Below are 26,437 nucleotides of genomic sequence, written 5' to 3' on the forward strand. Positions count from 1 at the left end.
AACGAAAACCGACGCATTATGAATTCTCCTCGATGGCAGGTGTTGTCATTGTCCCTTGTTGCGTTCTGCTTGCTTGCCAGCATGACGTGCGAGGAACTCTTCGCGCAGAATGAAACTCCTGCAGAACTCCCTGAAAATCAAGTTCTGGAACCGGGAGACACTCTGCCGCTGACATATCGACGTAGCGCCTATGACCAACCTCAAGTCTGGAATCCGGACGAAGTTGACGACTTCACCCTGGTTGACCAGACAGGACAAGAATTCACGAAAGAGGATTTGCTTGGCAAACCATGGATCGTGAACTTCATCTTTGCTCAATGTCCGCATCAATGCCCGATGACATCACGGATGATGATGGAATTTGACAAAACGGTCTCCGATGTCGATATGCGAATGGTGACGATTACGGTCAATCCTGAAGAAGATACCGTCGAGATCATGCGAAAGTATGCCGACATCTGGGAAGCTGATCCCAAGCGATGGTTGTTTGCAACTGGTGATCCCGTTCAAGTCTGGAAGCTGATCCGCGAAGGTTTTAAAGTGACCGCGTGGGAAAACGTGGGGACTGCACGACAACCGGGAATGGAGTTTGCGCACGACAACAACATCATCCATGTCGATGCTGCCGGAAAAATTCTCGGACGTTACAACTCCATCGATCCGAAAGAGATGTCGGTGTTGCGACGCGTTCTGAAAGGGGACATTGAAACCCCGGACGAGTTTCGTCCCGTCGTCATCGAAGCGCGCGAAGCACAGCAAGCTACCGTTCTGGAATACATGAAAAAGGTCAAAGCCGACCCACTCGCAAAGCTTCCCTACTGGGCGAAGCGTTTGCCGGCCACCAATGCGATGCTCAACGCTCTGGCCACACTTTTGCTAATGCTCGGTTTCACAGCGATCAAAGCGAAGCTCACAAGTTTGCATAAAAAACTGATGTTGTATGCATTCGGCGTCTCCTGTCTGTTTTTGATTTCCTACCTGGTTTACCATTTCGCCCTGTACCAATACGCGGGCGTCCGTGGAAAGCCGTTTGAGCAGACTGGAACGATTCGAACTGTCTATTTCTCAATATTGATCAGCCACGTTATCTTAGCTGCAATGGTCCCCGTATTAGCGTTAGTCACGATTACCAAAGGACTTCGGCAGAACTGGGAGTCGCATCGAAAGTGGGCAAAAGTCACCTTCCCAATCTGGCTGTACGTGTCGATTACAGGTGTTATCATTTACTGGATGTTGTACAAGCTTTGATCAAGCCTTGACCAACTCAACAATACAGGTCGATTAGATGTTTAAGCAAATTCGAATTTTACTCGTCGCACTCGTTTTTTCGAGTGGTTTCTTCATGAGCAGCGCAGCTCAAGCATGCCCGATGTGTGCGGTGGCGAATGAAGATGCGCAAGATGATGTCACACTCGCTCGACCACGCGCTTACATGTACAGCATTCTGTTCATGCTGGCGATGCCAGCCACCATGTTCACTGCGTTCGGAATCTCTTTCTATCGACTCTCTCAAAAAAGAGCTGCCATGCATGAAGAAATGCTGGCGACAGGTCACTCCGACTCGGAAGGTTCAATCAATCCATCGGCGACCGCTGAGGAATAATCAAAGTCACGCTGAAGAAGGCGTATCGGAACCCTCGGAGCATGCAGGCACAGCCTTCTCAGCTGGTTGAAATGACCTCTGGGAGGTCCTCCACTTCTGCTGATTTTCAAGAGGCCAATTGTGCCTGCATCAGCAACGATTGTTAGAGCATCTATCGAATGAGTGTTCAGGTTCTGCCTCGCAGCGAACAGCAATTTCATTGGAGAAACGCGTTCTTCACGGGCATACAGTAGAGCAAGCTCGCTCTAGCGAGCAGATTTCATCATCAGGTAGCCAAGAACAAAGACGACGACGAGAACCATCCCGTACTGTGCCGGGGACAGGTTTTCCCAAAACTCAAATGCGTAACGCTTATAAGTACGCATGTAACTGTAGAATGGCATTGCCAAGAAGGGCGACATGGTTTACCTCGAACGGTCCGCTTTGAAGGGGGGATCTCTTCGAAACCCTACGTCATGAAGGTGTCGAGGCAACTCAGTTTCACAGAAACTGCTCACGAACGATCAGGACAATCATTTCAATCGCTCCAATTCGATTGTTCATCACGCCTCCCACGCACACGACTTGCTTCCATGTTGCATTGCTGAGGTAAAAGAGAGGCCCAGAGCAGCATCGAAGCGGCATTCACAGTATGCAGCGTGGCCCAAAAAACTCGAAGCGTTCTATTCGAAAGTTGCTTTTCTGCGGAGAGTGTGGTGGTACGACTGCGCAAATCGGTGTGATTCATCACGTACATATTGCAACAGCCGCAGAGCGTAAGAATGTCGGCTGAGGCGCTTTGGTTCTGACTCTCCGGGAACGAAGATTTCTTCCTCGCGTTTCGCTAGCGAGATCGTAAAGGGGGGATCGATTTCGAGCACGCGCATCGCCTCCATGGCTGCGCTGAGTTGCCCCTTCCCGCCATCGATCAAGAGAATGTCGGGGTAGGCTCCCCCCTCTTGTGAGAGTCGTCTCAGTCGACGACCAACAACTTCCCGTATTGAAGCAAAGTCGTCGACTCCCTCGACGGTGCGGATTTTGTAACGCTTATAGCCATGCTTGAATGGAAGCCCATCGATGAACTGGACGAGGCTGGCTACGGTTTCGCCTCCTTGTAGATGAGCGATGTCGACCCCCTCAATCACACGTGGGACTTCGTCAAGATTGAAGACCTTTTTGAGGCCGCGCAGCCCTTTTTTCGGGTCGATGTAAAAGACTTCTGGCTGAACATGATCATCCAGATTTCCGCGCAAGTTCAAACTATCAAGAGCTTTGATCTCATCGCGAATTCTGGCAGCCTTTTCGAATTTGAGTTCTTTGGATGCCAGTTGCATCTCCTTCTTCAGCTCTCTCAGAAGCTTGACCTTCTTGCCATCTAGAAACATCCTCAATCGGCGGATGTCTTCACGGTATTCCTCTTTACTGATTCGCAAGTTACAGGGGGCTGTGCATTGGTCGATGCTGGCAAGCAAACAGGGACGGAACCACTTCCAACGTTCGTCCTCTTCCTCAATCTCCAACGGACACGTTCGGAACTTAAAGATCTTTTGAAGAACAGAAATCGTCCCACGCAGTTTTTTAGCTGAAGTGAACGGGCCATAAAGCTTGACCCCTTTCGCTTCCGGCTTTCTGGTGAATTCGACCCGAGGAAACTCTTCGTTGATTCGAATTTGCAGGTACGGAAACGTTTTGTCGTCTTTGAGTTCCTGGTTGAATTTCGGCTGAATATCTTTGATCAATCGCGATTCGAGAAGGAGTGCGTCGACTTCAGATTCCGTCTTAATGAAATCGAGATCGGCAATTTCAGTAACCAGACTTGCCGTACGCTGATCGACAGCCGCAGCGGTGGTGAAGTAGCTGGAAGCTCGACTGCGGAGTTGAAGTGCTTTCCCAATGTAGATGACACGCCCCAGGTTGTCTTTCATCAGGTAGACGCCCGGAGTCTGTGGAAATGTTTTGACCTTCTCCTCCGGTGGGACCGCAGGAGTGGTTGGAGATTGAGTTTCCAGATTGTCTTCCGACTCATCCATGACGCAGCTTTATATCGTGTTGATTCAACGAGAGATTCTGAAGCCGCTCGACTGGACGACTGCAAAGAACCGGCCTCTACTGTTTGGCTACGACAGGATTGGATTTCCAGGCAGTGATTTTGTCTTGGGCGATTTTGTACTCTTCGATCATTGTCGTATCGAGGACACAACGGAAGCCGTTGTGAAAACTACTCGACATCACTTCCCCTGCCATACGTGCTCCGGTGCGGTATCCCGTACAACTATTTGTGTTGCACAAAAACGAGCCCCCTCGTTGGACACGCTTGACGATCCCCGGTTCTCGGGGATCAAAACTTTCTGCTGGACCTTTTGGATTTCGTTTGGGTGAAACTGCGTAGTAGTCGTGGTGATAATAGTCCGCGCACCATTCCCAAACATTACCTGCCATATCGTAAAGTCCAAGTTCATTCGCAGGAAACGCTTTGACGGGTGACGTTCCCAAGTAGCCATCTTCGTTTTCCCGTCGAGTTGGAAATTCCCCCTGCCAGTAGTTTGCCATGAACTTCCCGTTGGGATCCCGCTCTTCGCCCCAGAAATACTTGGACTTCTTCCCACCATTTCGGTTCGCATATTCAAACTCAGCTTCGGTGGGCAATCTCATCCCAGCCCAGTCACAGTATGCCACTGCGTCTTCCCAAGTGAGATGGACCACTGGGTGATCCATCCGGTCTTCAATTGATGAATCTGGACCATTGGGATGTTTCCAGTCTGCTCCATCGACAATTGCCCAGACTTGATACTCCCATCCTGGACCTTCAGTAACGAGACTCGCCCGGTCAAATTTGTCATTGAAACACATCGAGCCGGGCTTGAGTGCTTCTTCCGGAATCGCCATGGGATCGACTCCACTCTTCGCAAAGTCTTCTCGCGTCGGAACTTTCTCGGCAAAGGTGACGTATCCCGTCATCTCCACGAACTCTTGAAACTGTTGATTCGTGACCGGGGTCTCACTCATCCAAAACCCATCGAGCTCAACCGTATGTGCGGGTGACTCATCCGGCTTGATGCGATCCGGATTTGGGTCCTGTGGAGAGGGTTGATAATCCGTTCCCATCACGAAACTCCCACCCGGAACCCAAACGAACCCTTCTGGAGAAATGTGAGATGGAGGTTTGATGACCAGGCCGTCCGCGTTTGTTTTCGCGGAGGTCGAACTCACCGGGAGGAGAATCGCTGCAAAAAGGAGCCCCCCCAGCAAACAGCTTCCAAGCACGAGCAGGTAGATTTTCTTCATGAGGATCGGATTGTCATTAAACAGAACGGACGAAACGCTTTTCGCAGGCGAAGTTGAAAGTTGAGACCTCGACCTCGATCGCAACCGGAGCAGCTTCACACTTTAATGTCTCCTTGAAGATCGCTTTCACGGCTTTAAAGATTGCTCACGACAAGGCAGAACTTACAGAACAAGATTGGATTTGCTCAGGAAAATTCCGCATAAGTGGTGGCAATTCGGGCGAAAGACAAACTCTTCAACAGTATAATATGCGCTCTTATTATCATACGCATTCAGTTGTCAAATGTCTCCACTCTTTATGAGAGAGGCTGTTCTGAAGGTGTCAAAGAAGATCGTCAGCCAACGAAATCGCTGACGAGAGAATTCCGGAGATTTGCGATGACCGTGAATGATGACCCGAAGTATCAGGCTGGCAACCCTTCGACAGCGGAAGAGCACCTGGCTGACGACGTGATCATCAGCCCGGACACACTGCGAGACAATCGCATTCCCGCCGGACAGTCGAGGACCCGAAAGTGGCCTGTGCTGCACTATGGAACTGTTCCGACAATCAACCACGACCTGTGGCGACTCCAAATCGGCGGACTCGTGGAGCGGCCACTTAAGCTGACTCTGGATGAGTTCCGAGCGTTGCCGCATGTGAAAGTCTACTCCGACTTTCACTGCGTCACCAAGTGGTCTCGATTAGGAAACGTTTGGGGAGGCGTTTCGGTACAAGAAATCATGGAGCGAGTCGGCGTGAGAGCAGAAGCAAAGTTCGTGATTGCTGAAGGCTTTGATTCGGGCTGGACGACAAATATTCCAATCGAAGACTTCAACGTCGCTGATGCTTTGCTCGTCGAGACTCACGATGGAGAACCGCTCGATGCCGATCATGGCGGGCCCGTAAGATTGGTCGTCCCGCAACTCTATGCCTGGAAAAGTGCAAAATGGCTTCGCAAGCTGACGTTCGTCGCTGAAGACTCCCCCGGGTATTGGGAGCAACTCGGCTACCACATGCACGGAGATCCCTGGGTCGTCAACGAAATGAATCCCGACGGAGAAAGATTTCGCGATGACCCCGACTGGAAGGGCCCGCGCCCGCCGGAATCATACTAAACCTAGCCCCGAAACTTGATCTTGCTCTCTCAAACGTTGAGACAAGCGGCTATTCCAGAGGTTTTCGGACTGGTTCTAGAGCACTTTCGAATCGGTGTTCGCGCTCTTCTGTCAGGAACCCGCACTATCGCGAACAGCAATGATGCGGGTGAAACGCGTTCTTCACGGGCACATCGTAAAACAAACGGTTCTAAAAAGTCGTCGTTTTCTGACTGAGGAAGCGGCCGCCGCTGAGGTACATGCCATCATCACAAGGACGGCACCATTCGATCAAAACGCGGTATTCAAACTCACGAGTATCGCTCGCCATCCGCACAGTCACTTCTCCGGGTGAAATCATCCCTTTGTGGAGGAGTCCAATACCTGTACGGCTGATCTCACGCGTCATTGCGGAAATAGTGTTTCCACGAAGTGTCGTCATTTCCGCTGGAACCGAAAGTTCCAAACGCTCAGAATTCCGATTGTGATCTTCATCAGACTTCCCGATACTTTCCAAAATCGAGCGTAAGTCATTGAGTTCCGGGCGATTCCAAGGGTCGCTCAACATAACAATCCTTCTCCGACGTGATTATTCCTGTGGTCACATCGAGACGACACACAAAAGGAGAGCCGTGATCGATGTGAATAGATTTCATTATGTTGAAATGTAGACCACATCCGATCTGGAAGTGGAATGCCTTTGAGATTCCGTCAAAATCTGAAAAGAGAGCCTCCGCAATACCGGCATAACCCTCACACATTCACCATCTTCGATTCAAAGATGACATCGCTGCGAACAATCCACTCAAGCAAATCGAAACCGACAACCTATTCGTTGGAGTCGACAAGCCCTTGAAGCAGGACTAAAGCTTCTCTGTAGCGAGGAGCTTCTTCGAGTGCCTGGAGAACACTTCTTCGAGCTGAATCGTGTTGACCGAGCTTCTGCTGCTGGATCGCCTTGCGGTAGTACAGATCAGCGCGGTCAGCCGGTTTCAGTGCGAGCAATGAGTCCATCGCATCGATGGCGGATTCTGATTCTTCAAGATGTTCGCTGGCGGCGGCCAGTGCAGCGTGAGGTTGTGCGATTAACGGTTTGACGGCTAAAAGTTTCGACGCAAACTGTTTGACCGCTTCCCAATCTTTCTCGTCGTTGGCAATTTCCATTAACCGGAAAAATGCAGCCACTGCATCGTCGTCAATCTTCACCAACTTCAGGAGCGCTTGCTTCTCTTTGTCGTTCTCTCCCTGTTCTTGATACAGCTTCGCCAGTGTCAAGAGTGGGCTTTCAGGTCCTGGTTCGCTCGGAAAGAGTTCAACCGCTTTTTCATAAAGTTGAATCGCAGTCTTCGAGTCACCTTTCTCGACGAGAATACGCCCCCAGGCTTTCAACCCCAAATAGTGTTTCGGGTTCTCATCTGCCCAAGCGAGTGCATCCTTTGCGGGCTCAGAACTTTGTATGAACTCTGCGATTGCCGGTTCGCTCCACTCCACGTTCTTCCCATATTCAGTCGCGAGTTCGGTCGCGTACATAACAAGCTCCTCATCGAGTTGTTTCAGCGGAGCGGTGTGGCGCGGGAGCGATTCATTAATGTTCATCCCCACAGCCAAATCGTCCAGCACCTTGAGCAAGGAATCAAACCCATATTTCTCGATGATATGTTCGACGATCAGTGAGCTTTGATAGTAGGCAAATTGAACATGAACCGGAGACTTGGGCGAGAGAAACATTTCACTCATCTCGCCGATCGGAGAGAGTTCGCCGCCGAGAATCATATTGCGATAGGTCACATTCAGATGCTCTCCCCAAGAGGCATCACGTTGCCGTTCTTCGTAAACCGAGATCCCCTCGCTGAGCCAGCGCGGCATGCGGTTGTTCGTTTTATTCAAGGTGACCACATGAGCAAACTCATGCCACAGGACAGATTCCAGGTTCACCGGGTTGGCATCTTGCGAAGCCGGACTGTTTGCGGTAATCACATCACCAAAGCAAACTCCGAGATAACCGACAACCCCCGGCATTCCGAATGTGCGGACTTCAAAGTCTGCCGGGCGAGGAAAGATTTCGACGAGGATCGTTTCAGGCAGTTCCTGTTTGTACTTCTGAGTGAGCACCTCGCGTGCTTCGGTCAGCAACTGGATCACTCGATGACCATAGATCTTCGCTTCATCTGTCGACATCCGGATCTGAAATCCGCTCGCTTCGAGCGTTTCAAACTTTTGGAGTTCATCCCGCAGCGTGACCAAGTTATAGACAGCCACATCATACGGGTCCTTCTCGTGGACTTCGTCGGCAAGTTTCCAACCTTCCTCTTCCCGCCCCAACCGCAGCAAGTCTTGAATCAATTGTTTTTTGGCAGGCGTGAAATTTGGATCAAACTCAAGGGCCTGTTCCTGAAAAGTAGCCCCTTGTTCGAAACGGTATTTTTGAGACAGCTTCCGACCAATGGTGTGATCGACCAGTGGATTCTTTTTCCATGTACTGAGTGCAAGATTGCGAGCCTTCATCCCTGCTTCGGTCTCCTCTTGAAGCAAGGCAATGACAGACTGGTACGCCAGAGCCTCTGGATGGTGCGGATTCACTTTCAGGGTCCGCTCGATCAAAGCACTCGCCTCTTCATATTGTTCGGCGTCGATGAAATGATCGACTTGAAACAGCAGTGCCGGAATGTGATTTGAATTCTTCTCCAGCGTCACCTGCAAATAGCCGTTTGAAACTTCTCGGTCCGAGCCTGCAAACGCGAGTGCTAAGCCGAATGTGATGTCCGGGTCGTCAGGATGATCTTCAAATGCCGGACCGAACATTTCTGCAGCCAGTTGAAAATCCCGTTTTTCCAATGCCAGATTACCGAGCGCCAATGCGGGCGAACGATGCAAAGGATTGTTGCGCCGCGACCGAGTGAAAAACGCATCCTGAGCCGCTTTAACGTCGGCTCCCTGCTCAATCACAAAGTGTCCCAACGTCACCAGATTTTCGGCGTCGGTGTATCTCCAGGGAGAAGCCTGAACCATCTGAGCAATCTCTTCGGTATACTTCAGTACCAGCTCGTCCTGATTCAAATACGGAACTACCTGCATCGCTAACCACCGCAGGCGAATGCTCCACCCGTAACGTTCAAGAGCTGATTGAATCGTCTTCAGCGACTCTTCATATTTCCCAGTCTTGAACTCCGCTTCCGCTTTCACCAGATGCCAGGACTCTCCATACACTCCCTGCTCAATCGCCTCAGCTGTCGTGGTGATACATTTCTCGTATTCACCGTACAACAACAGTTCTCGACACTGATCGATATCCGCTCCAGAACAGACAGACCCGGTCCATAGACAGAAAACGAAACCAGACAGAAATAGACGTCGAACAGATTCCATGAAATCCTCCAGAGTCCGGAACAGTTGCCAGAATTCTACGATAAATGAAAGCCTCCCGCAGCTAAGCGGCTTAATTCACAAATGAGAAGGTTGGGTGATTCGACGTTAAGCATGTCCTTGAAAGACAAAAAAGACAAAACTGTTCAACGTGTAGAAGAACGAACTTCCCGAAGGTGACTTGGGTTCGTCGCTGAAGTAGGATGTGCGGCAGTTTAGATTTTTGAATTCTCATTCACCGGCGCGCCTCCATCGGAGCCTTCGCCTTCGCCCCTTTCACCACATGCCCGAGCTGACGCTCAATACTGATGTTCAGTTCCTTCCGGGAGTCGGTCCGAGATGGGCGGAGCTGCTACGGAAGTTGAATGTCGAGACGATTGAGGATCTCCTCTGGACCCTTCCGCGTGACATCCTTGATTTTTCACATGTTTGTCCGCCCGAAGAACTCAAAGCTGACAAACCACAAACGGTTCGGGGAAAGGTGGTCGACGTCGACGCGCGCCCCTTGAGAAATAACCGCACGATGACAGCTGCGCTGCTCGATTGTTCGACTGATTTCGTGCGCGGAGTCTGGTTCAATCAACCATGGATGCGAAATCGACTCGTCGAAGGACAGTCGGTGATTTTCTCCGGGAAACCAAAATTCAATCAGGGACGCTGGGAGTTCTCTCATCCGAATGTGCAATGGCTGGACGAGGACGACAGCGAAACCGGAGGGGTGATTCTCACACGCTACCGCCTGACTGATGGCTTGAAAGTACACAAATTACGCCAGATCATCGGAAGCGGAATCGAATCGGTCATTGATCAAATCCCTGATCCGCTCCCGGAATCGTTTCGAGCACGATTGAAGATGCCAAGCTTAAGCAAGGCGATTCAATCTGTTCATCAGCCATCTTCAAAAGACGAATACGACGCGGCTCGACGCCGAATTGTGTTCGACGACCTCTTCGAATTCCAACTCGGTTTGGCTCTTCGACGTCGTCAATGGCGTGCGCGTCAGAACGCTCCGAAGTTTGAAACGACAGCTAAGATTGATGCCCGCATCCGTCGACTCTTCCCGTTTCAATTCACGGACGGGCAGAACCTTGCAGTGAGCGATTTGTCCAACGATCTCCGATCCGGGTACGCAATGCACCGGCTCATCCAGGCAGATGTTGGAGCGGGAAAAACGGTGGTCGCGATTTATGCCTTACTGGTCGCCATCGCCCATGGATACCAGGGAGCTCTGATGGCTCCGACGGAACTACTCGCCAACCAGCATTGGGAAACGCTCTGCGAACTCCTTGGAGAAAGCCGAATCGAGAAAGAACTTCTCACCGGAAGCCTGACTCCGAAAGAACGCCAACGTGTTCTCGACGGGCTTGCCTCTGGAAGCATTCAACTGGTCGTGGGAACCCAGGCACTGATTCAAAAGGGCGTTTCGTTTGAGAAGCTGGGGATGGTCATCATCGACGAGCAACACAAATTTGGTGTCGCACAGCGGGCACAATTCTCGAATGATTCCGGCCCACCTCCTCATATTCTGGTGATGACGGCGACACCGATTCCGCGCACACTCTGCCTGACGCAGTTCGGTGATCTCGATATCACCATTGTTAAAGATCGACCGAAGGGACGACAATCTGTCGTCACCAGTCGGATTTCAACCAGCCCTCAGAAGCGGAAAGCGTGGGAGTTTTTGAAAGAGAAGTTGCGATCCGGACGGCAAATGTACATCGTTTGCCCGCTCGTCGACACGAGTTCCAAAATGGAAGCCGCCTCAGCAGAGGAGACGTTTCAGAAGATGAAGGCGAGCTTACCTGATTTCAAGTTGGGCTTGGTGCATGGACGAATCGACCGCGAAGAACGAAACGAAACGATGGCTGCCTTTCGAGACCACGAGATCGACGTCCTCGTTTCGACGACTGTTATCGAAGTCGGTGTCGATGTTCCGAATGCAACACTCATGGTCATCCTCGACGCGGAACGATTCGGGCTTTCTCAACTTCATCAGTTGCGGGGCCGCATCGCTCGTGGAAAACATCGGGGATACTGTTTTCTCGTTTCAGGATCAGACTCTCCTGAAGCAAACGCACGTTTAGCAGCCCTAGAAAATTCCTCAGATGGCTTTGTCGTCGCGGAGCAGGATTTCGAACTCCGTGGTCCCGGAGATGTGTTGGGAACACGGCAGCATGGCGCACTTCCGTTACGATTTGCCGATTTCCTCAAAGACGAAAAAATGCTCGAACAGGCCCGCAAGGAAGCCTTCCACCTGGTCCGCTCAGGAGACTTCGACTCACCCGAGTTTGCAAAGTTCAAAGAAAAAGTTCTCGACCGCTTCTCAAAACTTCTCGACCTACCAAGAAGCGGTTAGAACATCTTTCGAATTGGTTTGCAGGATCTGCCTCTTGACGAAGACTTTTTAAGTCAGCCATTCATCGAGATGCTCTTTCACGAAATCATCGTCAGTCAAGTGAGGGTATGATCGATAAAGCCGATCGATCTCTTCACTCTGACCGGGACTTAAGACCTCGTTTTCATCCAGGCACCATGTCCCCTCCAGCAACCCCTGCCGACGGAGAACCTCAGACAAACCGGGAATGCAACCACGGAAGGAATTGGATGCATCGAAAAGGACAGCATTCGCGTCGGTCGTTTCATTGTTGATGACCATCATCTCTTGCGAAGCTGGGCCGTTTGCTTTCTCTGCCTTTGCTCGCTCAAGAAGTTCAACAGACTTTTTCGTCCAGACCGCCCAATGACCGAGCAGGCCACCGGAAAATTGCTTTTCGATCGTTTTCTCACCAACCTTGAAACGATAGGTCGTCAGCAAATCCTGAATGATGTTGTCATCGTTTCCGGTGTAGAGTGCAACATCTTCACGTTCGGATTCTGCGAGAGCCCGGATGACATCAATTGTTTTGTAACGATCAAAGGCCGCAATCTTGATCGCTACCAGATTTTCGATTTCAACAAACTTCCGCCAGAAAGAATACGGCAAATCCATCCCTCCGACGCTTTCCTGGAGGTAAAAACCGAACAGCGGGATCACATCCGCAATCGCCTTGCAGTGAGCAACCAACTCATCTTCGCTTGACCCTTTCATCGCTGAGACGCTTAACAACGCAGCATCGTAACCAGCTTCGCGGGCGATTCCGGCTTCGCGGACAGCTTGTTCTGTTTTGCCAATCACACCCGCAATTCGTACGAGGGGACGGTCGCTGACGCGATTCATTTCTTCTGCTGCAAGTTGCAGAACCGGTTCGTAAAGTCCCCCCGGTTCATGAATCGCAAATTGAGTCGTATGAACTCCAACCGCCAGCCCCCCTGCTCCGGCAGCCAGGTAGTACCGGCTCAGTGCCCGTTGTCGCCGTTCGTCGAATTTCCGGGATGCATCTAAAACGAGTGGATGCGCTGGAATTGCGATTCCGTCAAGGAGAATTTTGCGAAGCTGTTCGTCTGTCATTTCTATTCTTCGTTGAGAGTCCGTGAAGCATGAATCGTAATTCGAATCGATTCGAAGTTGCAATTCACCGATCTCACCTAATCAGGCTTTTCAGTGTTTCATTGGTGTTTCAGATGGCACCTGAACAAACAATACACCATTGATAATGTGAATCAACTGCGGAGTCGATGTCGTAAAGTCTCAGGAATCTAAATTTCTGAGGGTTCATCCAGAACAATCTCATGCGGAAGCATTTGATTCCATTTCGAAATGGGTTTCGCACACTGCCCGAGAACTTCCATCTCCTCAGGAATCTTTTTCTCAGCTGGTCAAGAGTCTACGCCTCACGCAGAAGACTTACTAAAATCCACCCACTCAATCACAGAAAACATGTACGTCCCATGCAGGAGAACTTCAATGATGCAACTCGGATTCGCTAGCGCCATTCTCCCTGACCAGACTCTGGAAGAAGTTTTTGCAATCGCATCCCAGCTGAACTATGACTGCGTGGAAGTCATGTGTTGGCCTCCCGGGAAAGCAGAGCGGCGATACGCCGGAGTGACGCACATTGATGTGACCGGTCTGAACGACACCTCGATTCTCGAGATTCAGGAACTCACCGACAGATACGGAGTTTCCATCAGTGCGCTGGGGTATTACCCGAACCCGCTTTCCCCCGACCAACAAGAATCGCAGACCGCGATCGAACATCTTCGGCGACTGATCGAAGCGGCGCCACAACTTGGACTCGACCGAGTAAATTCTTTCATCGGTCGAGACTGGACAAAATCAATCGATGACAACTGGCCTCGCTTCCTTGATCTCTGGAGCCCGTTGATTGAACTGGCTGAGCAACATTCAGTTCGTATCGGCATCGAAAACTGTCCGATGTTCTTTTCGAATGATGAATGGCCCGGCGGTAAGAATCTTGCGATCAGCCCAGCGATCTGGCGTCGCATGTTCAGCGACATCCCCAGCCCGAACTTCGGACTCAATTACGATCCGTCACATATGATCTGGCAACACATGGACTATCTAGGTCCACTCAAAGAGTTCGCAGACCGCATCTTCCATGTCCATGCTAAGGATGTTCGCATTGACCGAGACAGATTGAACAGTGTTGGAATTTTGGCGAACCCGATGGAGCATCACACTCCCAAACTCCCGGGGATGGGGGATGTCAACTGGGGACAATTCTTCTCGATTCTCGGTGACTCAGGTTACGACGGTCCGGTTTGTGTTGAGGTCGAAGATCGGGTCTACGAGGGATCCTTGACGACTCGCTTCCAGTCGCTTCAACAAAGTTGTACATACCTGAGAAACTACATCCCGAACATCGAGTAGTGCGACACCGCATTGATCGCATCTGTTGAAACCGAAACACGAGCACAAACATGGACGCCACTTACTCCGATCTTTCAAAAATGATTGATCATTCGCTTCTCAGCCCGACGCTCAGCGCAGCCGATCTCGAATCCGGAATCGAACTTGCTTTGGCCTACGATGTTGCATCGGTCTGCATCATGCCTTTTGCCTTAAAGCAGTGTGCCGAGAAGCTCAAAGGCAGCACTGTCAAAGCATCGACCACAATCGGTTTCCCGCACGGTGGGCACACATCCACCATCAAACATGCTGAAGCCAAACAGGCCATCGCTGACGGCTGTGAAGAACTCGACATGGTCGTGAACATCTCCAAAGTTCTCAGCGGTGACTGGAATTATGTTCGGGAAGAAGTCAGGTCCGTTGTCGAGGTCACCCACGGAGCCGGGCAGAAATTAAAAGTTATCTTCGAGAACTGCTACCTCAACGATGACCAGAAAATTCGCCTCTGCGAGATTTGCAGCGAGCTCAATGTCGACTGGGTCAAAACATCCACCGGTTATGGAACCGGCGGCGCGACGCATGAGGATCTCATCTTAATGCGAAAGCACGCTGCGGAACATGTGCAAGTGAAAGCTGCCGGTGGTGTTCGCGATTTCGATGGGCTGCTGGCTGTCAAAGCACTGGGAGTCTCTCGCTGTGGTGCGAGTCGGACCAAGGACATTCTCGACGAATGCCGGAACCGACTGGGACTCGAACCGATCAATATCACGGCCTCTGGAGAGGCGTCGTATTGAGTCTCTCAGCTTGAGGCACTCAGCGTTTCACTACTGGTTTATCAGGCGATGATTTCGTCAACGACTCTGCCAGCGACATCTGTCAATCTGAAATCTCGTCCGGCGAAGCGGTAAGTCAGTTCCTCGTGATTGATACCCAGCAAGTGCAGGATTGTCGCATGCAGGTCGTGCATGTGGACGCGGTCCACAGCTGCGTGATAACCGAAGTCGTCGGTCTGTCCAAACGAGAAGCCGCTCTTCACACCGCCACCAGCAAGCCAGCTGCAGAATCCTTGTGGGTTATGATCGCGCCCGTTACTTCCTTGAACTGTCGGAGTTCTGCCAAACTCTCCGGTCCAGACGACGAGTGTGTCATCGAGGAGACCTCGCGATTCCAGATCTGTCAGTAATCCTGCAATCGGTTGATCAGTCGCAAGTGCGTTCCGCTCATGCCCTGCCTTGAGACCACCATGTTGATCCCAGACATTTCCAGTTGAGAGTTCAACGAAACGGACACCCGCTTCGAGGAGCCGACGACCAAGCAGGCATTGCCGCCCGAAGTTGTCGGTCTCTTTGGTTCCGATTCCATACAAGTCCTGGGTTTCCGGTGACTCTTTGGAAAGGTCCAGAACTTCCGGGGCGGATCGCTGCATCCGGCTGGCAAGATCGTACGCCTCGATCATTCCGGAAATTCGCTTATCCGGACCGAGCCGATCCAGGTGAGATTGATTCAAGGACTGAATGAGAGAAAGCCGCCGCTCATCTCGCTGAGGAGCCTTGCTGTCCGCCACGAGATGTTCAATTTTTGCGTTGCCAATTTTCCCTTGCCGGCCAATCGTCGTCGCTTGATGCTCCGCTGGCAGAAACGCAGAACCATAGTTCCGTGGACCGCCATGTCCACTCGATGGCCCAATCGAAACAAATGATGGCAAGTTGCCATTTTCTGTCCCCAGACCATACGACACCCATGCTCCCAGTGAAGGACGAACAAGGTTATCGCTTCCAGTATGTAACATGGAAACGGCTTGTCCGTGCGACTGACCTTTACTGTGCATAGACAGAATGAGACTCAAGTCGTCAACCTTTTTGGCAGTGTGTGGCAAGAGTTCTGAAACCCATTGTCCGCATTCGCCATACTGCTTGAAGCTCCAGGGAGACTTCATTAACACTCGTTTCGCGTCGATGTTCGACGGCGTTTCGAAAGGCAACTCACCTCCATCCCGCTTTTGCAACTCCGGCTTATAATCGAACAGGTCGACATGGCTCGGGCCTCCATGCATGAACAGAAAGATGACCCGTTTTGCCTTGGGGGTATGATGAGTGAATTGCGTCTGGACTGTCGAAGCTTCCAGCGTTTGCCCCGTCAATCCGGCCATTGACAGGCCAACTGACCCAGCGAGCATCTGCTTCAGGTGGTGTCGTCGTGTATGGAACATTGCGTTTTCTCGCGTAATTCTAATTCGTCTTCAAGTCCTGCTTCATGACAAGCAGTTTACGAAGTCGTGAAAGTGATCTTCATGGGGATAACAAACAAACGAGTTTTTGCCCATCCCTGTTTCCTGTGATCTCGCTCTTTGCGAGACCGGGTTAAGTTCGCGTCAATCACATCCCGAACTTAACATCTTACAATTTTATCTCCTTGAGATCTCGCTCATTAATCCAGCATGCGAAATGCGGAAGATGCAAACAAGGCATGTGCCAAGTCGGTCCAAGCCTCATTCGCTTTGACTTCATTTGAATTCAGGAACTCAAGGGAGACTTCCGTTTCCTGTTCGCTCGGAGGTCGGCCGAGAATGACAACGTACAATCGTTCAAGCTTTTCACTGTCTGTCGATAATTTTTGCTGATTTAAACGGTCAGCGACCTTCGCTGACTGTTCGGCGATAAACGGACCGTTCAGCATCCACAATGCCTGTGTCGGAACAGTTGTGTGTGCCCGTTGACCAGAAACAAAATCGGGATCAGCAAAATCAAAAACTCGCATCAACGAGGAAAGTTCATTCCGAATCACCGGTTGGTAGACAGTTCGAATGTTCGTGGAATCAAGCTTCACTCCCTTGTCGTTTGGAGTGTTTTGAGTGACTAACGTGCCGAGGTTAGCAACAGGCGGTCCCCCGGGTGAGAAGTCCAGTTCTTCAGTCGCCAGCAGCATCGAGTCGCGAATCGACTCTGCTGGAAGCGGTTTGCGATGGGCTCGCCAAAGCAATCGGTTCTCAGGATCAGCTTGCCAGCGCTGTTCATCATACTGGCTCGACAACTGATAGGTTCGGCTAGTCAGAATTTCTCTGACAAGCCATTTCGTCGACCAGTTATGTTCAATGAATTTGACAGCGAGTTGATCGAGCAGTAGAGGGTGCGTCGGTCGTTCTCCCAGATGCCCAAAGTTATCGACACTTCGAACGAGTCCCGCTCCCAGCAAGTGATGCCACACTCTGTTGACGTACACGCGGGCAGTCAAAGGATGTCGGGCATCCCCCAGCCATTTCGCTAAGGCTAACCGCCCACTTTGTCCATCTTCAATCTCCGGGGCTCCCTCGAAGTTCGCAACCTTCAAGAATCCACGAGTTACTTTCGGTCCCAGGTTTCGATGTTCTCCTCGGATGCAAACAAAATAATCCCCTTGCTCTTTCTCTTCCAAAACTGCAAGTGCTTTCGGAGCAGGCGGAGGAGCATTCGCGTCGAGTTCTTTGAGCTCTGCTTTGAGTTGACTCAGCTGTTTTTGAAGTGATTCAATTTCAGCAAGCAATCCGGTGTCATCTTCCTCGGTGAGCTGATTCAGTTCCTCCACGGAAACAAGTTGGATCGCGTCGACAAGCACATACCCATTCGCATCCTTATTTGAAATTTCCACAACAACCGGCTTCTCTTTCAAGAACTGGAAGCGTCCGAGTGGTTTCAGCATCGTCAGAATCGGTGCTTGCTTTGACTGATCGACCTTCAAGGATTCTTCACCTTGAGCATGCCGGATTGTCACAGGAACATTTGTCGCTCGCCCATTCGTCCCAGCAAATGCCAAGCGGACTTCATACTCTCCATCTTTAGGGACATCTATCGTAAAGATGGCCTTCTTCTGCCCCCGGTCTTTTTGGTCATCGTGGATGTACCCTTTCCCGATGAAGTTTTTGGAATAAGTTGATTTTTTCCAATCACCTATCAGTTTGGCTTTTGAATCATCAACAAGGATGCCTTGCTTCAGAATCTTTGATTGAGAAGAATTTGCCTCGCTCGACTTCAGCTTCGCTTCAACACCTTTGATCGACTTTTTCAATCGACCTGCTGCTTCATTGTACGCTGTCAGAGAGGCTTCATGCTCCGGCGTCATGGGGAGCGGTTGACGGGTCCAGTTCGAGACGTATTTCTGAATTTCCCCATCAAGCGTTTGAGTACTCCTCAGAATACCTGCAATCGCATAGTAGTCAGTTGTTGGAATCGGATCGAACTTATGATCATGACAGCGAGCGCAGCCAAGTGTCATCCCCATAAAGCCCTTGCCGATTGCAGTGACTTGCTCATCGACGACGTCCATTCTTAATTTTTCTTTATCACGTTCGGAGAGCATCTTCGCACCGAACATCAAAAATCCGGTCGCTACAATCTGTCGTGTCCGCTCCTCGACCGAGTCTGCATCGAGCAAATCTCCGGCAACCTGTTCAATCACAAATTCGTTGTAAGGTCGATCCTGATTGAAGGTATCAATCACATAGTTACGGTATCGCCAAGCGTTGTGAAACGTCGCGTTAAAATCTCCACCATTCGAATCTGCGTAACGTGCAACGTCGAGCCAATGTCGGCCCCAGTGTTCTCCAAATTGCGGAGAGTTCAACAAACGATCGATATACCCGTCGATTGCATTTTCATCGTCTGAATAAAGCAAACTCTCGACATCATTCGGCGAGGGCGGAAGACCGGTCAGGTCATAAGCAATTCTGCGAAGAAGAGTCTCTCGCTCAGCATCAGCCACCGGGGTTAGGGATTCTTCCTCAAGCCGATGCAAGATAAATTGATCAATCCAGTTTCTGGGCCAATCGACTTGTTGAACATCCGGAACCACATGCTCCTCAGGAAGTTGAAACGCCCAGAACTGTCTTCCCGCTTCGAGATCAATCCCCTGTGTCGACTGAGCATGCTTCACCATTTCAGTTCGAGGATCAGGAGCCCCCATTGCAATCCATCTCTCAAAATCCGCGATCACTTCGTCGGGGAGTTTTCCAGCCGGAGGCATCTCAAACGATTCAAATTTCAACGCATCAAGCAGCAGACTCTCATCCGGCTTTCCTTGAACCAAAGAAGGGCCAGAGTCTCCCCCCTTTAGCAATCCGGGAGACGAGTCCACCAACAGCCCGCCTTTAAGCGCTTCACTATCGGCAGAGTGACACTCGTAACAATGCTTGACCAACACTGGGCGGATTTTCTTCTCAAAGAAGTCCAGACCTTCCCGATCATCTGCCAAACTGGAGACGAAGGGGACAAACAGAAATACGATCGCTGTACAAGTTCGCACGGAGCACTCTCAAGCAAGAACTGGAAACGCTGATAAAATTTCTAAACTCGCTGTGATTCACAGAGATAGTGACCACATGACAAGTTTTGTCAGAGCGAATAAATCCACGCCTATTTATACAATATCAATCGTCATGCGCAAACCAGAGAACGGTGAATTGCCCCCCAAGCAGTCATTTTTTCAACACATCGAGAACGCAGAACCCGCAAAGGCGGGCTTGAACTCAAATTTCAGCAAAAAAAAGTCCCGGCTCTTCAATTCAAAGAACCAGGACGAAAACACTATGGACTCAGCAGTCCGAGTTTTGCTGCTCGAACTCACTCGATGGAGAGTTCAGTGACAATCGGATTAGAATCCGATTGAGAAATAAGGTGTGCTGATGTAACCGCGATTGTATCCACGGTATCCTCGATAGCCGTTGTAATAGCGTCCCCTGTAAGGACTACGATAGCGGTTGTGGCGGTAGCGATCCCACTGCCGATCAAGGCGGTTGTGTTGCCGACGCAACTGCCGGTAGTCCCGTTGAACTTCACGAGACCGACGAATGATTCGATTCGCACGAGGTGTTCGCCACGTCGCGGCGTCAGCCGTTTCGACAGTTCCAAGGCCACCAAAACTCATCATTGCGCAAGCACATCCTGCGAGCATGATTTTCTTAAACATATCAAATCCTCCTATTGTTAGTTCTTGTTGCTTTCTTTCTTGTTGTGTTAGAAGAGATAAGCAATCTGCATGCCATCCCACCGTTTCCAACGCACAAATACGCGTTTGCGTGTAAGACACGGTGAGAGACGCATTTAAGAACCTCAGAAAAATGACGCGAACTTCGAGCCAGCGAATATTCCCCAGCAAACTGACCGGTCAACGAACATATCGATGGCCAAGACCACAATGCCAGACTCCTAAGCCACGTGATGTGAGAAACTTCACACTTGAGCAGTTTGCTCTACCGCGTGCCCGTGAAGAACGCATTTCTCTAGTAAAATCGCTGTTCGCGACGAGGCAGAACCTGAACACCATTTCGAAAGACGCATCATTAGAGGATAAACTTACTCATATCTTCTGATTTCATCACAGAAGCGAGTTTTTGATTCACATAATTCGCATCAATTTTGATCGCCTGACCTTTAAGGTCGGGAGCTTCAAAACTGACCTCTTCCAGTAGATGCTCGAGCACGGTATGCAATCGTCGGGCTCCAATATTTTGCGACGACTGATTGAGTTGGAAAGCGATCTCTGCCAGCGACTGCAAACCTTCTTTTTCGAACTCTACAGTGACGCCTTCAGTTTCCAGGAGTGACACATATTGCTGAGTGAGAGAGCTCGCAGGTTCGGTCAAAATCTTCAGGAAGTCTTCTTGAGTAAGATCGTGAAGCTCAACACGAATCGGAAAACGTCCCTGAAGTTCCGGCATCAAATCTGAGGGCCGTGAACGATGGAAAGCTCCAGCTGCAATAAAGAGCATGTGATCCGTTTTGACGTTCCCGTATCGAGTTTGAACCGTGGTTCCTTCCACAATCGGCAGCAAATCTCGTTGCACACCTTGCCGACTCACATCGGAACTTTTTGAACCTTCTGCCCCACCGGCGATTTTGTCGATCTCATCAATGAAGATCATTCCAGTCTCTTCAGAAAGCTCAATCGCTTCCGCATGAATCGCATCCGGGTCCATCAGTCCTTCAACTTCCTGCTCGAGCAACAAGCCGCGCGCCTCCTCGACTGTGACCTTGCGATGACTGTGCTGCTTAGGCATGATCTTCTCAAACATATTTTGCAGATTTGTATCCATCTGCTCGACACCCATATTCGAAAAGATTTGCATCGGGGCCTGTCGCTGTTCGATGCTGATGTCGATTTCGCGTGTTTCGAGTTCCTTGGCTGCGAGCATCTCACGAAACTTCTCGCGAGTTCGCTGATGGCGTGCCTCAGCCTCTGGGTCTTCCTCTTGAGACCATGTCGATTCCGTCGGAACGAGCAGGTCGAGAATACGTTCTTCGACACGCTGCTTTGCTTTCGGCAACACCTCATCCCGCTTGGTCGCTTTGACAATTTGAATCGCTGCCTCGACCAGATCGCGGACCATACTTTCAACATCGCGTCCGTAATATCCAACCTCGGTATATTTGGAGGCTTCAACTTTGATCAACGGAGATCCAGTCAGGCGAGCCAGGCGACGACAAATCTCTGTCTTTCCAACTCCCGTTGGACCGATCATCATCATGTTTTTCGGTGTGACTTCTTTGCGCATCTCTTCTGGTAGCTGCTTCCAGCGCCAGCGATTACGCAACGCAATTGCTGCCGCGCGTTTGGCATCATGTTGACCAATAATATGTTCGTCTAACTTGGCAACGACTTCTTTAGGTGTTAATTCCGACACGTGATTTCCTCGACAATAATGTTCTCGTTTGTGTAGACGTCAATTTCTGATGCGATCATCAAAGCTTCGCGAACGATCTCACCAGCGGCCAGTTCAGAATGACGCAAGAGCGCGCGAGCAGCAGAAACCGCATACGGCCCACCCGATCCGATTCCAATCACTCCATCGGTCGGAACAACGACATCCCCCTGCCCGGTGATCAGCATCTGATGCTCGTCGTTGATCACAATGAGCATCGCCTCCAGCTTTCGTAACATTCGATCTGTTCGCCAGTCCCGTGCAAGCTCAGTCGCCGCGCGAGGAAGATTCCCAGGGAAGTCTTTCGCCTTCTCTTCGAATCGCTCCAGCAATGCAAACGCATCTGCCGTTGATCCAGCAAACCCGACGACGACGGAATCATTCAAAATTTTGCGAATCTTTCGGGTATCCAGCTTCAAAACCATATCGCCATAGGTCACCTGCCCGTCACCACCGATGGCTATTTTGCCATTATGTTTGACTGCAATAATCGTCGTTGAATGTGTTACTATTTTTTTGCTCATTCTTCTTTGCTCTAACTAAATCTGAACAACGGAGCTTCAAGTTAAAAAGGAAACAATCCCGGAAGCCTGCTGAGGCACTCTCGAACCAGTCTAACAAGTCTTGGGAAAGTCACTTTTCTCAATGTTTGAGAGAGAAAATTCAGGTTCCCGAGCCAGTTCTAGGACCAGTCCGAAAACTTCTGGAATAGCCGCTTTCTCTACATTTGAGAGGGCAATTTCAAGTTTCAGGATCAGTTCTAAAACATCTCCAAACATGATGTAATCGTTCCGTCTCGTGATGTACAGGATTTCTCTAATGAAAGACTCGCTTCACAGCCCCGAGAAACCCCAATGCATCTCATTTCCTGAAATCATATACGCGTGCTGTCTCACGGCGAGAGTCTTTTCCTTGATGATAGAGACTCCTCACGATCACCAGCAGCACGAATGCGTGCGAAGTCTATGAAATTGCAAATCGACCTCTTCGTGATTCGCTCAACTCAACCGACCCTTAGCTGCATGTTAACGAAAGTCGATGAAAAATGGGTTCAGCCAGCCGACGCATCAATCGGGATTGACCTTCATGGCAATTACTTCGAAAGTGCACCATAACTGCCCGGAATCATAGTTCCCCAAACGCAAGACTTCATAAGCAATTCTCATGCTAGAGCATATCCAATATTGGTCTTTACCTTCTGCCTCGTGGCGAGGTGGCTATGAAGTCATGAAAGTGAGCTTCACGGACACGACCAGCATTGAAGATGCGACAAGCAAGAGCTGCGAAAACTGGAAACCCCTATTGAGCAAAGCCATTTGTTGCATCTTGGGTATATTATTATCGAGTGCATTCAACACCCCCGTTTCTGCTCAAATTATATCGTGGCCGCAGTTTCGTGGACCAGGGGGACAGGGAATTTTCGAAAACGTTTCACTGCCCATCGAATGGAGCGAGAAAGAAAACATCCGCTGGAAGTGTGAAATCCCGGGCCTTGGTCACTCGTCACCAGTTCACGATGGTGAAACCTGCTGGCTGACGACCGCCACTCCCGACGGAAAGATCCTCGGCGTCGTTTCAGTCAATCTCTCAAATGGAAAGCTCGACAAAAACCTTACAATCTTCGAACCACAAAATCTCGAAAAGATCCACTACGACAACAGCTACGCCTCCCCGACGCCAGTCCTCAAAGATAAACGATTGTATGTCCACTACGGAACATACGGAACCGCCTGCATAGATTGTGAATCAGGACGCATCGTTTGGAAGAACAACGACTTTCCAGTAGAGCATCAGGGCGGCCCCGGCAGTTCACCTGTCATCTTTGAGGACATGTTGATTCTGACTTTAGATGGTGCGCAACAACAACGAGTCGTCGCTCTCGATCTTAAGGATGGCTCTCTCCGCTGGGAAAGAAAACGCTCCGCGCCGCTGCGACCGAATCCGATTACTCACCGAGCATTTTCCACACCGCTTCTGTACGAATACAAGGGATCCACTCAACTCCTCAGCCCAGGTGCTGATCAGATTCACGCATACGATCCCGCAACAGGTAACGAAATCTGGCATGCCCGTTACGTTGGTTTTTCGACTGTCCCCTGCCCGACTGCCCAAGGCAACATCGCAGTCTTTTGCACCGGTTATTTTCAACCAGAACTTTGGGCCGTCACTCTCGACGGTTCCGGCGACATTACAGAATCGCATCGGAAGTGGAAGTTTCGCGGACCAATTCCAGATATCCCCTCGCCGATTATCGTCGATGATCAGGTAGTCATCATCTCGAACAAGGGAGTAGCCACCGGACTCGACTTGCAATCCGGGAAACGGAAATGGGTACTCCGCGTCGGCGGGAATTTCTCCGCATCACCGATCTATGCCAACGGCCTGATCTATCTGTGCAGCGAAGAAGGCGTCACAAAAATCATCGATCCCCAAACAAAAAAACCTCGCATCAAACAAGCGAATCGATTGGAAGACGGCATCAAAGCGACCCCCGCAATCATCAACAACGACCTGTTGATTCGAACAACCAAAGCCCTCTACCGCATCAACACAGATTAACGAACACCCCTGACGTCAAAAATCAGCGAAACGCTTCACTTGCGCGATGAGAAGCAGTGACTGAATGTTGTCCTAAGCATCTTTCGAATTGGTTTGAAGTATCTGCCTCGTGGCGAACAGCATTTTTACTAGAACCAGTCCGAAAACCTCTGGAATAGCCGCTTTCCTCAACGTTTGAGAGAGCAATTTCAAGTTTCAGGATCAGTTCTACAGCAATGTGCTCTTCACAGGCACACGGTAGAGCAAGATCCTCTAGAGGCAACTGCATCCCGTCAGGATTGTCCGGGACAATGGTCCCGGACTACTATGACGTTCACTTCGGCTCCGCTGTTGAGCGAATTAAAAGTCCATCCCTTCGGGGAGGGTCATCGGGCTCTTGTCGCCGAACTTGAGCATTTCTCGCAGCCAGGTGAGTTCAACAGTTCCAATGGGGCCGTGGCGGTTTTTCGCGATGATGAGATCAGCTTCACCGGGGCGATCTTCTGGGTCGTAGGCTTCCGGGCGATGCAGGAACATCACGATATCGGCGTCTTGTTCGATGGCTCCACTTTCTCGCAAGTCGGAGAGACGTGGGCGTTTATCTTCCCGCTGTTCAACTCCACGATTCAACTGCGCGAGAGCGATCACTGGGATATCGAGGTCTTTCGCCAGGAACTTCAACCGCCGTGTAATCGAAGAAATCTGCTGCTCCCGCGGCATGCTCTTATCTTCAGTTTCGATGAGCTGCAAATAATCGATAATGACGATATCCAACACGGCCCGCCGCTTCAAACGACGCGCGATTGCCGAAATTTGCGACATCGTTCGGCCGGCAGTGTCATCGATGAACATGTGGAATTTGCGCATCTCATTGGAAGCTTCCATGAGCATGCTTTGCTCGAATTCATCGAGCTCTCCCTGACGAAGTTTATGCCCGCTGATCTTGGCCTGAATACAGAGCAAACGTTCTGCAAGTTCAATCTTGGATTGTTCCAGACTGAAGAGCAACACTCCGCGCTCTGCCTTGGAGACGGCCATCGCAAAGTTACAGACAAGTGCCGTTTTCCCCATACTGGGGCGAGCTGCAAGGACGATTAACTCAGAGGGCTGAAACCCACTTGTAAAATCGTCGAGACCGTTGAACCCAGTATGGAGACCACTGACGGTTCCTTCCTGGTCCATCCGCTCATAGATGCGCTGGAAAGTGGAATCAAGGATGTCGGAGATATCAATTTTATCGATGTTCTCCTGCTGCTCGACAATCCCGAAAACCCGCTTTTCCGCTTTGGCGAGGATCTCTTCAACATCCTCGTTGCCGTGATAAGCTTCACGCAAAGAATCTGTACAGGCTTCAATCAGACTCCGTTGCAACCAGGTATCGCGCACAATTTTGGCGTAATACTCTGCATGAGCAGCATGCGGAACCGCTCCCATGACTTCGTTGAGATAAACTGCTCCGCCGATATCCTCGAATTCATCACGCTTTTCGAGTTCGTGCTTGAGCGTAATCACGTCAAGCGCCCGAACGCCCTTTTCGTACATATCGTGAATGCACTGAAATATTTTGCGATGCGCATCAGTATAAAAACAGCGTGACTGAATGTGCTGAATGACTTCGTCAAAGGCTTCACTGGAAAAGAGCAGGCTTCCGAGAACAGACTTTTCTGCCTCAAGATCTTGCGGTGGAACCTTTCCAAGGAAGTCTGAAGCCGTGCTCCCTGAGTCCTTCACCTTTCTCTTGGCCTTGGCCATGATATTCCTTTCAGTGAGCAGAAAATCCTGAACTGTCTGATCTGTGTTGAATCAGGCAAGAGGGAAGAATTGAATTCCCTGCCAGAGCAAATCTCACTTCGGTCTTCAAGTTCTGCATTGCGGCGAGCAACTTATGGAGTCGCGAAATCGAGCTTCTTGAACGCGATAAACACGAAAGCATCCTAAGCAAGGCCATTGTCTCGCCTGATGCGTTTGGAGCAATCGTTCAGTGGTTCCAAAGAGTGATTTTCTCAAGCAAATCCGGTATTGATCTGCACGTTCCACCTCGCGGTGAACAGTCTATAAAGTCTTGAAAATGAACTTCACAGGTTCAACAAGCACTGAAGATGCTCGCAACATCTCGCCTCAGAGACTCATCTGAAACAACACGTGTAGCAAAGTAGCAGCACTCGGCTCACAC

Annotated in this window: 20 protein-coding genes; 8 read left to right on the forward strand and 12 right to left on the reverse strand. The window is 50.4% G+C overall.

Annotated features, from left to right (window positions below):
* Nucleotides 1–18 precede the first annotated feature (18 nt).
* Nucleotides 19–1,248 (forward strand): DUF420 domain-containing protein, encoded by a 1,230-nt coding sequence (locus Mal48_RS16865; RefSeq protein ID WP_197441775.1) that lies wholly within the window; start codon nucleotides 19–21, stop codon nucleotides 1,246–1,248.
* 37 nt (nucleotides 1,249–1,285) lie between these two features.
* Complete coding sequence (locus Mal48_RS16870) at nucleotides 1,286–1,603, forward strand: hypothetical protein (RefSeq protein ID WP_145202189.1); 318 nt, start codon at nucleotides 1,286–1,288, stop codon at nucleotides 1,601–1,603.
* Nucleotides 1,604–1,848: 245 nt separating this feature from the next.
* On the opposite strand, the gene Mal48_RS23350 is transcribed toward Mal48_RS16870, so the two are convergent.
* The 3 genes from Mal48_RS23350 to Mal48_RS16880 form a co-directional block, all read right to left on the reverse strand.
* Nucleotides 1,849–2,004 (reverse strand): hypothetical protein, encoded by a 156-nt coding sequence (locus tag Mal48_RS23350; protein ID WP_197441776.1) that lies wholly within the window; start codon nucleotides 2,002–2,004, stop codon nucleotides 1,849–1,851.
* Between the two features lie 261 nt (nucleotides 2,005–2,265).
* Nucleotides 2,266–3,612 (reverse strand): excinuclease ABC subunit UvrC, encoded by a 1,347-nt coding sequence (locus tag Mal48_RS16875; RefSeq protein WP_145202192.1) that lies wholly within the window; start codon nucleotides 3,610–3,612, stop codon nucleotides 2,266–2,268.
* 76 nt (nucleotides 3,613–3,688) lie between these two features.
* Complete coding sequence (locus tag Mal48_RS16880) at nucleotides 3,689–4,867, reverse strand: formylglycine-generating enzyme family protein (protein WP_145202195.1); 1,179 nt, start codon at nucleotides 4,865–4,867, stop codon at nucleotides 3,689–3,691.
* Nucleotides 4,868–5,245: 378 nt separating this feature from the next.
* Here Mal48_RS16880 and Mal48_RS16885 point away from each other — a divergent pair, with 378 nt between their 5' ends.
* A complete protein-coding gene (locus tag Mal48_RS16885) occupies nucleotides 5,246–5,965 on the forward strand; it encodes a sulfite oxidase-like oxidoreductase (protein ID WP_145202198.1) in 720 nt (239 codons plus the stop codon).
* A 190-nt stretch (nucleotides 5,966–6,155) separates the two neighbouring features.
* Here the strand turns inward: Mal48_RS16885 and Mal48_RS16890 are convergent, their stop codons facing one another.
* Both Mal48_RS16890 and Mal48_RS16895 read right to left on the reverse strand, forming a co-directional pair.
* On the reverse strand, nucleotides 6,156–6,512 hold the full coding sequence (locus Mal48_RS16890) for a PilZ domain-containing protein (RefSeq protein WP_145202201.1): 357 nt from the start codon (nucleotides 6,510–6,512) through the stop codon (nucleotides 6,156–6,158).
* A gap of 260 nt (nucleotides 6,513–6,772) precedes the next feature.
* Complete coding sequence (locus tag Mal48_RS16895; protein WP_145202204.1) at nucleotides 6,773–9,310, reverse strand: tetratricopeptide repeat protein; 2,538 nt, start codon at nucleotides 9,308–9,310, stop codon at nucleotides 6,773–6,775.
* A gap of 280 nt (nucleotides 9,311–9,590) precedes the next feature.
* Between Mal48_RS16895 and recG the strand changes: the two genes are divergently transcribed.
* Entirely contained in the window at nucleotides 9,591–11,663 is a 2,073-nt protein-coding gene (recG, locus tag Mal48_RS16900; protein ID WP_145202207.1) for an ATP-dependent DNA helicase RecG, read from the forward strand.
* A 48-nt stretch (nucleotides 11,664–11,711) separates the two neighbouring features.
* Here the strand turns inward: recG and Mal48_RS16905 are convergent, their stop codons facing one another.
* Nucleotides 11,712–12,755 (reverse strand): dihydrodipicolinate synthase family protein, encoded by a 1,044-nt coding sequence (locus Mal48_RS16905; RefSeq protein WP_145202211.1) that lies wholly within the window; start codon nucleotides 12,753–12,755, stop codon nucleotides 11,712–11,714.
* Nucleotides 12,756–13,154: 399 nt separating this feature from the next.
* On the opposite strand from Mal48_RS16905, the gene Mal48_RS16910 reads away from it, so the two are divergent.
* Both Mal48_RS16910 and deoC read left to right on the forward strand, forming a co-directional pair.
* Entirely contained in the window at nucleotides 13,155–14,078 is a 924-nt protein-coding gene (locus Mal48_RS16910) for a sugar phosphate isomerase/epimerase family protein (protein WP_145206310.1), read from the forward strand.
* 50 nt (nucleotides 14,079–14,128) lie between these two features.
* Nucleotides 14,129–14,851: a deoxyribose-phosphate aldolase gene (gene deoC, locus Mal48_RS16915; protein WP_145202214.1), complete on the forward strand. Its 723-nt coding sequence runs from the start codon at nucleotides 14,129–14,131 to the stop codon at nucleotides 14,849–14,851.
* A gap of 41 nt (nucleotides 14,852–14,892) precedes the next feature.
* Here deoC and Mal48_RS16920 read toward each other — a convergent pair whose 3' ends face one another.
* From Mal48_RS16920 to hslV, 5 genes are all read right to left on the reverse strand, one after another.
* Nucleotides 14,893–16,266, reverse strand: coding sequence for a DUF1501 domain-containing protein (locus Mal48_RS16920; RefSeq protein WP_145202217.1), 1,374 nt, complete (start codon nucleotides 16,264–16,266; stop codon nucleotides 14,893–14,895).
* A 218-nt stretch (nucleotides 16,267–16,484) separates the two neighbouring features.
* On the reverse strand, nucleotides 16,485–19,331 hold the full coding sequence (locus Mal48_RS16925) for a DUF1553 domain-containing protein (protein ID WP_145202220.1): 2,847 nt from the start codon (nucleotides 19,329–19,331) through the stop codon (nucleotides 16,485–16,487).
* A gap of 348 nt (nucleotides 19,332–19,679) precedes the next feature.
* On the reverse strand, nucleotides 19,680–19,994 hold the full coding sequence (locus Mal48_RS16930) for a hypothetical protein (protein WP_145202223.1): 315 nt from the start codon (nucleotides 19,992–19,994) through the stop codon (nucleotides 19,680–19,682).
* Between the two features lie 373 nt (nucleotides 19,995–20,367).
* Nucleotides 20,368–21,708, reverse strand: a complete 1,341-nt coding sequence (hslU, locus tag Mal48_RS16935; protein WP_145202226.1) for an ATP-dependent protease ATPase subunit HslU — start codon at nucleotides 21,706–21,708, stop codon at nucleotides 20,368–20,370.
* Nucleotides 21,696–22,250 (reverse strand): ATP-dependent protease subunit HslV, encoded by a 555-nt coding sequence (gene hslV, locus Mal48_RS16940; protein WP_197441777.1) that lies wholly within the window; start codon nucleotides 22,248–22,250, stop codon nucleotides 21,696–21,698. Before hslV ends, hslU begins: the two co-directional genes overlap by 13 nt.
* 426 nt (nucleotides 22,251–22,676) lie before the next feature.
* On the opposite strand from hslV, the gene Mal48_RS23355 reads away from it, so the two are divergent.
* Nucleotides 22,677–22,841, forward strand: coding sequence for a hypothetical protein (locus tag Mal48_RS23355; protein WP_197441778.1), 165 nt, complete (start codon nucleotides 22,677–22,679; stop codon nucleotides 22,839–22,841).
* Nucleotides 22,842–23,052: 211 nt separating this feature from the next.
* Nucleotides 23,053–24,285 carry an outer membrane protein assembly factor BamB family protein gene (locus Mal48_RS16945; protein ID WP_197441779.1) on the forward strand — a complete coding sequence of 411 codons (1,233 nt, stop codon included), beginning with the start codon at nucleotides 23,053–23,055 and terminating at the stop codon, nucleotides 24,283–24,285.
* A gap of 339 nt (nucleotides 24,286–24,624) precedes the next feature.
* Here Mal48_RS16945 and dnaB read toward each other — a convergent pair whose 3' ends face one another.
* Nucleotides 24,625–26,016: a replicative DNA helicase gene (gene dnaB, locus Mal48_RS16950; RefSeq protein ID WP_145202232.1), complete on the reverse strand. Its 1,392-nt coding sequence runs from the start codon at nucleotides 26,014–26,016 to the stop codon at nucleotides 24,625–24,627.
* Nucleotides 26,017–26,437: the final 421 nt, after the last annotated feature.

Origin of the sequence: Thalassoglobus polymorphus, assembly GCF_007744255.1 — a bacterium.
GTDB lineage: Bacteria > Planctomycetota > Planctomycetia > Planctomycetales > Planctomycetaceae > Thalassoglobus > Thalassoglobus polymorphus.